This is a genomic window from Exiguobacterium sp. A1_3_1 (assembly GCF_048985645.1).
GTDB classification, from domain to species: Bacteria; Bacillota; Bacilli; order Exiguobacteriales; family Exiguobacteriaceae; genus Exiguobacterium_A; species Exiguobacterium_A indicum.
The window spans coordinates 18,730-30,235 of the sequence record NZ_WBYY01000016.1; the positions used below are offsets into that span (position 1 = coordinate 18,730).

At 48.1% G+C, this 11,506-nt stretch carries 10 protein-coding genes and 1 riboswitch; of the genes, 1 reads left to right on the forward strand and 9 read right to left on the reverse strand.

Annotation, left to right across the window (positions count from 1 at the left end; all coding sequences use genetic code 11):
• Positions 1-7: 7 nt before the first annotated feature.
• The 5 genes from F8N00_RS03165 to F8N00_RS03185 form a co-directional block, all read right to left on the reverse strand.
• Positions 8-1,207, reverse strand: coding sequence for an aspartate kinase (locus F8N00_RS03165; RefSeq protein WP_421017773.1), 1,200 nt, complete (start codon positions 1,205-1,207; stop codon positions 8-10).
• A gap of 112 nt (positions 1,208-1,319) precedes the next feature.
• Positions 1,320-1,497, reverse strand: a riboswitch (Lysine riboswitch).
• 70 nt (positions 1,498-1,567) lie between these two features.
• Entirely contained in the window at positions 1,568-2,938 is a 1,371-nt protein-coding gene (argH, locus tag F8N00_RS03170) for an argininosuccinate lyase (protein ID WP_421017774.1), read from the reverse strand.
• The gene (locus F8N00_RS03175; protein ID WP_023467113.1) at positions 2,935-4,140 is read right to left on the reverse strand and encodes an argininosuccinate synthase; all 1,206 of its coding nucleotides are present in this window, start codon (positions 4,138-4,140) and stop codon (positions 2,935-2,937) included. Before F8N00_RS03175 ends, argH begins: the two co-directional genes overlap by 4 nt.
• A 118-nt stretch (positions 4,141-4,258) precedes the next feature.
• On the reverse strand, positions 4,259-4,687 hold the full coding sequence (locus tag F8N00_RS03180) for a GNAT family N-acetyltransferase (protein ID WP_023467111.1): 429 nt from the start codon (positions 4,685-4,687) through the stop codon (positions 4,259-4,261).
• On the reverse strand, positions 4,684-5,832 hold the full coding sequence (locus F8N00_RS03185; protein WP_421017775.1) for an alanyl-tRNA editing protein: 1,149 nt from the start codon (positions 5,830-5,832) through the stop codon (positions 4,684-4,686). The genes F8N00_RS03180 and F8N00_RS03185 overlap by 4 nt, the downstream gene beginning before the upstream one ends.
• Positions 5,833-5,960: 128 nt before the next feature.
• On the opposite strand from F8N00_RS03185, the gene phnF reads away from it, so the two are divergent.
• Positions 5,961-6,695 (forward strand): phosphonate metabolism transcriptional regulator PhnF, encoded by a 735-nt coding sequence (gene phnF, locus F8N00_RS03190; RefSeq protein ID WP_023467107.1) that lies wholly within the window; start codon positions 5,961-5,963, stop codon positions 6,693-6,695.
• 56 nt (positions 6,696-6,751) lie between these two features.
• Here the strand turns inward: phnF and F8N00_RS03195 are convergent, their stop codons facing one another.
• The 4 genes from F8N00_RS03195 to F8N00_RS03210 form a co-directional block, all read right to left on the reverse strand.
• Positions 6,752-7,864 (reverse strand): LCP family protein, encoded by a 1,113-nt coding sequence (locus tag F8N00_RS03195; protein WP_231681811.1) that lies wholly within the window; start codon positions 7,862-7,864, stop codon positions 6,752-6,754.
• 299 nt (positions 7,865-8,163) lie between these two features.
• Complete coding sequence (gene nagB / locus F8N00_RS03200) at positions 8,164-8,925, reverse strand: glucosamine-6-phosphate deaminase (protein ID WP_050679000.1); 762 nt, start codon at positions 8,923-8,925, stop codon at positions 8,164-8,166.
• The gene (nagA, locus tag F8N00_RS03205) at positions 8,922-10,079 is read right to left on the reverse strand and encodes an N-acetylglucosamine-6-phosphate deacetylase (RefSeq protein ID WP_035398942.1); all 1,158 of its coding nucleotides are present in this window, start codon (positions 10,077-10,079) and stop codon (positions 8,922-8,924) included. The genes nagB and nagA overlap by 4 nt, the downstream gene beginning before the upstream one ends.
• A 183-nt stretch (positions 10,080-10,262) precedes the next feature.
• The coding region (locus F8N00_RS03210; protein ID WP_421017776.1) for a phosphatidylglycerol lysyltransferase domain-containing protein at positions 10,263-11,506 on the reverse strand (1,244 nt) is incomplete at its 5' end.

Sequence of the window (11,506 nt, forward strand, 5' to 3'; positions counted from 1 at the left end):
TTCCTCCTTATAACTCGAACGCGTTTGCAATCGCTGCAACCGTCCGTTCAATGTCTGCTTGTACAATCGTGTACGAGATGCTGATTTCTGATGTCGTGACTTGATAGAACGGGATGTTCTCTGCTCGGAAGATGGCGAACAACTTCGAAGCGACACCTGTTGCATCCCGCATCCCGATTCCGACGACAGATAATTTTGCGTGTTGATTATGGCGATCGACCTTGACTGTCGTGAAGCGATCCATGATGTCTTTCAATGCTTCATCGAGGAACTCTTCCTCATCGAGTGGACATGAGAACGATAAGAAAATGTCACTGTCGAACGTCGTTTGACTGATCATGTCGATGTTGACGTGGCGATTGGATAACAGTTCGAAGATATCGGCTACTGCTGCATTCGTTTGCGGTACGTGTTTGATTGATACCGTCAAGACGTTCTTCGTCACACTGACACTCGTCACCGCTTTTTGTTCCATTGTTTCCGTCGCTTCCATGATCCATGTTCCCCTTTTCGATTCAAGTGTTTTCCCGACGAAGATGTGTACGCCGTATTTTTTTCCTAGTTCGACACTCCGCATTTCCATGACCTTCGACCCGAGGGCGCTCATCTCCATCATCTCATCATATGAGATGTGCGGAATCGGTTGAGCAGCAGCATGGATTCGTGGATCAGCCGTATAGACACCGTCGACATCCGTGTAGATTTCACACCGTTTATCAAGGACTGCCGCAAGGGCAACAGCCGTCGTATCCGATCCACCACGTCCGAGCGTCGTGACATCACCGAGTTCGTTGACACCTTGGAATCCAGCGACGATGACGACATCGTATGTTTCGAGTTTTTGTCGTAATAGATTTCCATCAATCTGTTTGATCTTACTTTTCGTATGCAATCCCATCGTACTGATTCCCGCTTGAGCGCCTGTTTGCGATAACGCTTTGACGCCGAGTGAGTTGAGGGCGATGCTGAGTAATGAAATCGTCTGTTCTTCTCCGATGGCAAGCAGACGATCGAGTTCTCGGCGCTCGGGGCGATCCGTGATGGCTTGCGCCTGAGCAATCAAAGAATCTGTCATCTTGCCCATCGCTGAAACGACGACGACAAGTTTTTCACCTTCGGCTGCGCGACTCTTCAAATAATTCGCAATAGACTGAATCTGTTCGACAGTCGCAACCGAGCTTCCACCAAATTTAAGTACAGTTGTCACAATCCTATCTCCTTTGTCCCGATACAGAAAAAAACGACGGGCCGGTAGGAGCGTTCCTACGGCCCGTCGTTATCACGATCGGACAAACGAAGACAAAGTCATTCGTTCTTTTACGTAAGATAGCGCTCCGAAACATCGGTTTCGGCAGTACAACGGATCTTAACCGTTGTACCAGCAAATGAGAAGAAGCATCTTCTCGTTCACTTCGGCGGACTTCCCCTTTCACATCATTCGGCATGCTTGCCTTCAAGAATGATGCTACTCATGTCATCCGCGCCTCTATCTGTCGGTTGTTAGTTACAGTTATAGCAGACATCTTTTGTTAAATCCAGTCATTTGACTGATTTTTTTCAAAATCCGTCAATTCGCAAGATGCTGTTTCGCGAGTTCGAGTTGCTCCGACACGGCAGCAAACCCTGTCCCGCCGTAGCTTGTCCGGCGTGCCACTGCTTGAACCGGATCGAGGAGCGGATAGACGTCTTCCGTGATATCCGGATGGAAGGTTTGATACGTCTCGAGATTCAAATCCTTCAGGAAACAACCGTTTTGCACACAATAAAGGACGGCTTTGCCTACGATTTCGTGCGCTTCCCGGAATGGTATGCCTTTCGTCACAAGGTAGTCGGCGAGTTCCGTTGCATTCGAGAAGTCTTGCATTGTCGCCTTCTTGAGCGCTTCGGTCTTAAACGTCGCAGATTCAATCATTCCAGTGAAGATTTGAACGGATTGGAGAACGGTATCTGCTGTATCGAAGACCCCTTCCTTATCCTCTTGCATGTCTTTATTGTAAGCGAGTGGTAATGCCTTCATCGTCGTCAAGAAGCCCATCAGGTTACCGTAGACGCGCCCCGTTTTTCCACGAATCAACTCAGCGAAATCAGGATTTTTCTTTTGTGGCATCATGCTCGATCCTGTTGAGAAGGCATCGGATAACTCGATAAAGCTAAATTCTTGCGACGCCCAGATGATGATTTCTTCACAAAAGCGCGAGAGATGCATCATGATGGTCGAAGCGATCCCGAGGTATTCGATGACGAAATCACGGTCCGAGACAGCATCAAGACTGTTTGGATAGACCGACTCAAAACCGAGCAACTCAGCAGACCGGAAACGATTGATCGGGAATGTCGTCCCCGCGAGCGCACCTGCCCCGAGCGGTGATTTCCGAATTCGTTTTTGATTATCCGTCAACCGTTCGACATCACGTTCGAACATCCAGAAATAAGCGAGCAAGTGATGCGCAAGCGAGATCGGTTGTGCCCGTTGCAAATGCGTATACCCTGGCATGACCGTCTCGATATGTTGCTCCGCTTGTTCCGTGATGACCGACTGGAGCTCGCGTAATGCTGTCGTCAACGCCTCAACATGTTGTTCCATCCATAGATGTAAATCCGTTGCGACCTGGTCATTTCGACTCCGTGCCGTATGCAGTTTTCCTGCAACCGGACCAATCTGTTCCGTCAATAGACGTTCGAGGTTCATATGAATGTCCTCATCCGCTAACGTATAGGAATGGTCTGCTAACGTCGTTTCCAGTTGCTTCAGTCCTTGCTCGATTTGTGTCCACTCGTCTTGAGCAAGAATCTCTTGTTCAAATAGCATCTGCGCGTGTGCGAGACTGCCTTTTAAATCGACGCTCGCTAATTTTTGATCGAACGTGATTGATGCTCCGAAGGCTTCCGCTTGAGCGGAAGCACTTTCCGTAAAACGTCCACCCCAGAGTTTGGTCATTTCGTGACACCCGCCTGACGATGTACGCTCGCATGCGTCGAAACGGCAAGTCCGTGTAATTTGATGAAGCCTTTTGCTGCTTCATGATCGAATGCGTCTTCTTTCGTGTACGTCGCAAGTTTCTCATCGTAGAGCGAGACAGCGGACTGACGACCTGTCACAGTTGCGTTTCCTTTGAACAGTTTAACGCGAACTTCTCCTGTGACGTCCTGTTGTGTCGCTGTCAAGAATGCTTTCAAGCCTTTCGTCAACGGTGCATGGAAGAGACCGTTGTAGATTGTTTCTGCATATTGTTTGCTGAGTAGTGGTTTGAAATGCGCGACGTCCTTCGTCAATGTAATCGTCTCGAGTGCAGCGTGCGCTTTGAGTAACACCGTTGCGCCTGGGCACTCATAGACTTCCCGCGATTTGATACCGACGAGACGGTTCTCGACGTGGTCGATCCGTCCGACCCCATGTGCACCCGCGATGATGTTCAGTTCCGTGATCAGTTTCGCCAGTGGATACGTCGTTCCGTTGATCGAGACCGGAACACCTGCTTCAAAGCCAATGATGACTTCTTCTGCCTGATCCGGAGCGTCTTCTGGCGCTACTGTCAACGCATAAGCGTCTTGCGGTGGCTCTGTCCAAGGGTTTTCTAGGACACCACATTCGTTACTCCGTCCCCAAAGGTTCATGTCGATTGAGTATGGGCTGTCGAGGTTGATCGGAATCGGCACATTGTTTTCTTTCGCATAGGCGATTTCTTCTTCCCGTGACCATTTCCATTCCCGGACCGGTGCGATGACTTCGAGTGATGGATCAAGTGCTGCGACTGAAACTTCGAACCGGACTTGGTCGTTCCCTTTTCCGGTACATCCGTGAGCGACTGCCGTCGCACCGTGCTGATGCGCGACTTCGACAAGCTTTTCTGCGATCAACGGACGCGAAAGCGCTGAAATCAACGGATAGGCATTTTCGTAATGCGCGCCATATTGAAGTGCCGGTAAAACGAAGTCTTGTGCGAATTCTTCTTTAACATCGAGGACGATCGATTCGATCGCACCGACGAGGAGTGCTTTTTCTTTAATGATGGATAAATCTTTTCCTTCTCCGACATCCATGCATAAGGCAATGACGTCATAGTCCTTGCTCAACCACTTGATGGCTACCGATGTATCAAGTCCCCCAGAGTACGCTAAGATCAATTTTTGTTTCGACATGTATAATTCCCTCCTGGTTTTAAATTCATCTGTCTGTATAAAAATTCATTATGAATTATATATATACATAGAAAACAAAAAAAAGAAACCCTTTTTGCAGGATTTCTTTCAAAATAACTTACATTTTTTTCTCCATCGTCCGGTGTGGGATGCCCGCATCATCGAATTCATCGGAGACGATCGTATAACCGAGTCCTTGATAAAACGGGATCGCTTGGACTTGTGCGCCGAGTGTTAGCAATTGCTTCCCTTCGCGACGTGCGACTCGTTCCATCGCCTGCATCAACTCGCCACCGTATCCTTTTCCTCGCGCTGTCGCTAGCGTCGCGACACGCTCTACCTTCATCCGTTGGTCGTCATATGGACGGGTACGCCCCGTTGCGACCGGTCGACTCTGCTCATCGAGGACAAGCAGATGAATTGCTGTTTCATCATGTGTATCATATTCAAGATGGCGTGGTACGCCTTGTTCCTCGACGAAGACACGCTCCCGGATCATCCGGACGGCTTGATGTTGTTCTGCTGTACGTACTTGAATGACTGTCATGACTGATATTCCTCCCGTAATCGATCGACATATGCCATCGCATCATCCCGATTCGTAAATTGTGCCTGTGCCTGAACCGCACTTCCTCCGCCTCGCCCGTTAAATGTTTGGACATGTGCTTTAGCGAACTTCCCGAGATGGGGTTCACCTGGACTACTCATCAGTAACTTGTTCGTCGTCGCATTCCAGACGACGCCGACGTGTCCCGCTTCTTGAATCGCTTTAGCAAGTTGCTCGGATATTTTGATTTCTTCATCCAGATGTTCGAACACAAGAATGCCTTCTTGTTGTTCTAAAGCATGAGCGAGTGTGAACGTCGCGAGTTGTTCCTGGGCGTGTTCGACCTGTTTCGTTAAGCGTTTCTGCTCTTCTTGTAACGCTTGGACGGCTTCTAGCATTTGAACCGGTTTGACTGATAAAGCTTGCGCTGCTTCCCGTAAGGCTCGTCGTTCTGCCTGTAGGAGTTGATATGCCCGTTCCTTTGCGACATAAGAAAGACGAATATTTCCACGAATTCGTTCGACTCCAGTAAAGAGAATCGACTCGAGCTGTGCCGTCGAATCGAGATGCGTTCCACCACAGGCACTATAATCGAGTGTACCGATTTGAACGACGCGAATTCGTCCTTCGACTTGTGGTGTTTTTCGTAATGGTAAGCGTAGCGCTTCCGCCTCGTCATACTCGGTCGCTGTGATCGGCAATCCTTGTTCAATCACCTGGCGTAATCGTCGATCCAGCTGTTCTTGTTGCAGAGTTGTCCATTCAGATGTCTCGATATCAAGCGTCGAGACCTCACTTCCCGTCCGAAAACTAAGTGTCTTGATATTTGATTCATCTTGTAGGATTGCAGAGATGACATGTTGTGCCGTATGCTGCGCCGCATGATCGATCCGGACTGCGTCATCTACGATTCCGGTGACGTCACCTGTGAGCGGCGTCGCCAGTTGGTGCCAGACGACACCGTCTTCGATTTGGACGTCAAGGACCGGTTGGTCGTTCAATGTTCCACGGTCCGCCGGCTGTCCACCGCTCTCCGGATAGAAGTAACTTTTCTCTAAAGCAACCCAATAGCCGTCTACTTGTTTTGTTGCGCGAATGGATGTCTGAAAGGTTCGGACATCGGATTCTATTTGTTCGGGGCGCATGCCTCGACCACCTTTCTCTGTCAGTTTCACTCTGTATTATGCCATATTTCATCCAGAATCGTTTGTCGGCTTGCCTTTTTCCTAGTACACTAGACGAAAGACTACCGATCGCGAAGGGACGAAATGCCGTGATTCAGCATATCAATAAAAATTCACCACTCCCCATCTACTATCAAATCGAAGCTGCCTTAAAACAACAAATCGAAAGCGGTGTTCTTCAACCTGGCGATCTGATTCCGTCCGAGCGCGAATTTGCGGAAGCGCACCAAATTAGCCGAATGACGGTCCGGCAAGCCATTTCAAACTTGGTCAACGCCGGTTACTTGATTCGTCAAAAAGGACGAGGAACATTCGTCGCGAATAAAAAAATCGTCATGCAACTGTCTGGCTTGACGAGTTTCTCGGAAGAGATGGAACATCTTGGACTAGAACCGACGAGTGCGCTTCTCTCCTATCAAATCATCGACGCGTCGATGACGATCGCAAACAAGCTCCGGATTCGCGAAGGGGCATCCGTGTATGAATTGAAACGTTTACGAATCGCAGATGAGCAAGCGCTTGCCCTTGAGACCGTCTATATCCCGGAACAGCTCTTACCTGGACTCGATCAAGACGTCGCGACCGCATCGCTCTATGCATTTGCAGAAGCGAGCGGATTAAATCTTGGACGTGCGAGTCAAACGTTCGAATCACGCCTGGCAACGAAGGAAGAGGCGGGTCATCTTGGTCTATCGACCGCTTCGCCTGTCTTATCCGTCGAGCAACTGACGTATCTCGCGACGGAGCAACCGTTTGAATACGTCATCTCCGCTTACCGCGGCGACCGCTATACCTTCACCGTCGAAATGGAACGACAACGCTAAAAATCCCCTTGTATCGTCGTATAGTGACGATGATACAAGGGGATTTTTAGCGTATATTATTGAGCAGGAACGGCTTCTGTTTCCGTCACTGGTTCTTCTGTCGTGCTTTGTGCCGGGTCTGTCTCTTCCTTGATCGGTTCGACTTCTTGACCTTGCATCGCTTTTGCTAAGTTACTTTTCACTTGCTCCAATTGATTCGGATCGAGGTGATACTCCCATTTCCCGCTGATACCAATATAACCTTCTCCAGCGAGTTGGTACTCCGTCGTGTTACGTAACGCTGCTGTGAAATCTGCTAAGCGTGTATAATCGTTCGGACCTAAATTCGTTTCGACGTTATCACCGACAGCATCCAAAATATCACGGTATGCACTGAGGGAACGGAAACTTGCCGCTTCTTTGGCGACCGCTTGAATGACTTGCATCTGTTTTTGACCGCGTCCGATATCACCGAGCGGATCATCATGACGGTTCCGGACGTAAGCAAGTGCTTGCTCTCCTGTTAAATGTTGCATCCCTTTATCAACAGTGACAGTACCGGCTTTACGTTTTGAATCTTGCTCTTTGAACGCATATCGTACATCGATGTCTACGCCATCCAATGCATCGATCAATTGAACGAATCCTTGGAAATTAACTTTAACGACGTGATCGATTTGAATACCGAGCAGGTTTTCTGTCGTTTCACGCGCTAATTTAATCCCATTATAGGAATTCGATTTATCCATCGAACCGAAGTAATGAGCATGGGTGATTTTATCTTGCTCAACACCTGTCTTACCATAAGGTACATCGTATTTCGAATAATCGATGTTCACGAGTGAATCACGCGGAATACTCGTCAACACTAATTGTTCCGTTTTTTTATTTAAGATTCCGACGATCATGACATCTGATCGCGCCGGTTCATTTCGTTCTTTACTTTTTTTCGTTTCATCCGTCCCAAGAATCAAGAACGATTCAGACGGAACATCATCATATTTAGAGCTCACCTTCGAGCCGGGAATGTTAATCTGCGTCTTTGCCAATGTTTCTTGCGTTTTAATAAAAACAGCTCCAGCATATCCAGAACCGATGATTGTGACAAGCAGGACGAGTGCAGCGATGACTTTCATGAACATCTTGCCAGCACTTGGCTGTCTCTTTCGTGCGGATCGCGTTTCCATCATGTAAACCCTCATTTTCATGTAAATTTTCCGTAAAGTTCGCTAATCTCCATTATCCGTACATTTAATGAAATGTCAATTTACGTTTCGATTAAAGAAATCGTATGGAATCGTTGCACTGAAAAAATCATGGACCCTTAGTGCGCTGTATCATGAGATTGAATGATCTTGGTATATGTCCTGTTGATGCCTTTCTATCAAAATAAAAAATCGCTTGAGACTAGGCTCAACAGAATCAAAAAAAGGAATAGAGTCAATCCAATGATTGTCTCTATCCCTTTTGATTCATCGCTCTTCCATCGTCATACTTTCATGAAATTCAGATAAGCCGCTCGTCCTGTACGTTTAGCGTCATCTGACAATAAAGATGCAGCTTCTTCGTCCAAAATCACCATGACATCAGCATGACGCTTGAGTACAGTCGCTGGACAATCCGTTGTTGCGACACCTTCCATCATGTCGCGAACCGCTTCTGCCTTTCGTTCACTAGAAGCAACGAGAAGGATTTTCTTCGCTTCCATGATCGTACCGATTCCCATCGTGATCGCCTTCGTCGGTACTTCTTCTAATCGATCAAAGAATCGTTGGTTCGCTTCTCGTGTCGACTCTGTCAATTCCGTTACGTGTGTCTTAGCATCGAACGGTGTACCTGGTTCATTGAAGGCGATGTGTCCATTCGCTCCGATTCCAAGTAATTGAATGTCGATTCCTCGATTGCGGACGAGCGCTTCATATCGTTCACTTTCGCGCACGGGATCTTCTGTGTCCCCGATTGGAACGAATGATTCCTTAAACGCGACATCTTTGAATAGATGCTCTTGCATGAACGTATGATAACTTTGTGGATGCTCTGGGCTGAGACCGACATATTCGTCTAGATTAACCGTCGTCACATGTCGACAATCGAGCGAATCCTTCCGCCATTCTTCATAGACGCCGACCGGTGAACTTCCCGTTGCCAGTCCTACCGTCAAACCTTCCGGGTGACGCTCAATTTCCTGTTTCAAAAATTGATAGGCCACCTGTGCTAATTCTTCTCCTTTTTCTACGATCATCCATTTCATGAGGTAGACTCCTTTCCGTTCGTGATCCGGTGTCGCGTACCACGATGAATCGTTTCTTGAATGTGTAGCGCTTCGTCGAGCAGGACGATGTCCGCATCCTTGCCGACCGAGAGGCTTCCCTTTTGAGTCAATTGAAGTTCTTTTGCCGCATTGACCGATGTCATGCGGACCGCTTCTTCGAGCGAACAGCCTGTATAGGCGATGATATTCCGTAAGGCGGCGTCCATCGTTAAGACACTTCCAGCTAAGCTACCGTTTTCAAGACGTGCCGCACCGTCTCGAACGAATACAGCCTGACCACCTAACTCATATTCACCATCAGCTAATCCTTTTGCACGCATCGCATCCGTGATGACGATCAGTCGATCTGCGCCTTTCATTCGGTAGGCGAAGTCGACCATTTCTGGCGCAATGTGAATCCCATCCGGAATGATCTCCGCATAGACGTCTGGTGTCAGGAGGCAATATCCGACCGTGCCTGGTTCCCGGTGATGAAGTGCCCGCATTTGATTGTAGAGGTGGGTACCATGCGTGACGTGACCGGCTTGGTTTTGGGCATACGTCGCGTCTGTATGTCCGGCTGACGGAATCGCACCCGTCAAGCGCACCGCTTCTTCGAACGCCCGTGCTCCCGGGCGTTCCGGAGCGTATGTGACGAGCTTGATCGTGTTCCCTGCTGCTTTTTGCCATTTCAAGAACTGCTCGACATCCGGTTCGACGATATGTTCGTGAGGCTGTGCACCCGCATAATCCGGATTGATGAATGGTCCTTCAAGATGAACGCCGACGATCGTCGTATCGTCTTGCGCTACGACTTCTCGGACCGTCTCAAGCGCGCGTGTGATATTTCCCCAGTCCTGAGTAATCGTCGTCGCTAAAAATGATGTCACACCTTCTTGTAACATCTGTCGGCTGAAATGACGCAACCTCTCGACATCTCCATCCATGACATCGACATCATATCCCCCATGAATATGCACATCGATCATTCCCGGAATGAGTGATTGATGCTGCGCATCGATCATCTCTTCTCCTGCGATTTCCTCGAATTTCGACATGGGTCCAATCGCCTCGATTGTTCGGTCAAAACGAATGAAGCCGTCTTCAATCGTCTGCTCTCCCGTGTAAATCCGAGCATTGATGATCACTGTCATCTGGCATCTTCCTTTCTCTATCCGTTCCATGACTTGCTTCCGTATCTAGTATAACGCGATTAATTCTAGTTGTATAGACCTTTGTACATTTAAACAAAATTATAAAAGGACGATCCCGCATATCCGTAGATATAGGGTCGCCCTTTGTATACCCGTCGATTGCCGACTTCATGCGTCAGTCGATCATGGTAATAAAATCCGGTCTTTCTTTCGAGAAATCAGACGCGTTGCTTTTAAGATTGCCATCGGTAACGATTGACGCTTTCGGTAAGCAAGATATCGTCCTTCCCATTTTGGATCGTACTTTTCTTTGTATCGTCGTAGACCGGTGAAACTATACATGTAGCGAATATTATTGAAGACATCCGCTGCCACACGTTCTTGCCAGAAGGACGTCTCGTCCTCTCCGACGGACGAAAGCGGAGCCATTCCCATGTTGAACGTGTGGTAGCCTTCATCTTTCGCATACTCGAATAGTCGGATGAACATCGCATCCATGATTCCATTCGGTCCATCTGGTCGAAAACGCATCAAGTCAATCGATAGGACCCCTTCTTGGTAAGCAGGCATGAATGTCATGAACCCGATCAATCGTCCTTCCGCTTCACGCATGATGCCGATCGGCGCCCGGTTTAAATAAGGTTCGTGGAAGTAACCGAGCGAAAAGCCTTTCTCGGACTTACCGCCTAACCATTCGTCGGAGACCTCTTGTAGTTCTGCTAATAGAGTTCCTGAAATAGGTGGCTCGACTACTTCGAACGTCATGCCCTCTCGTTCAAAGCGATTTTTAATCGACCGAAGTCCAGCTCGTTTTTTTCCTGATACAGTGAAAGATGGAATATCAACGATCGCTTCTTCACCAAGTTTGAAGAAGTTGAAGCCAAAATCATGATAGAGAGACATATTTTGCGCTTGAATTTGATAGATGTTCGGAATATATCCAAGATCTTCGACGCGACGTAAGAAAGACGCGATGACTTGTGAATGTTCCTTCGGATCTCCACTGGGGTCGCCAAGGACCATGATCCGATTACCGGTCTGACTGAACTGGATGAATGAACGTCCTGTTTCGGAGAAGAAGAAACGTTTATCACCTAGAAACGCGAGATGGCTCAAATAATTCCCACCCTGCTCACGCAATACCGATTCGATCTTTTCAGCATCGAATCGCTCACCGAGAACCGGTTGATTGAATGTGTTGAATAAGCGGATGAAGACGAGAACATACACGAGCGCAAAGATAGAGGCACTCGCTGCAAACATGAAAATTTCGTGTGCCGGATACACTTTTGTTCCATCTGCTGATCCGAGTGTATAGAAGGCGTATCCAAAAAAGACGAATCCTCCAATGTACAATAGACCAGCGAAGGCAACCCGGATGAAGCGTGTCGTCGTAATGCTGTCTCTTATACACATCTCCGAGCCCA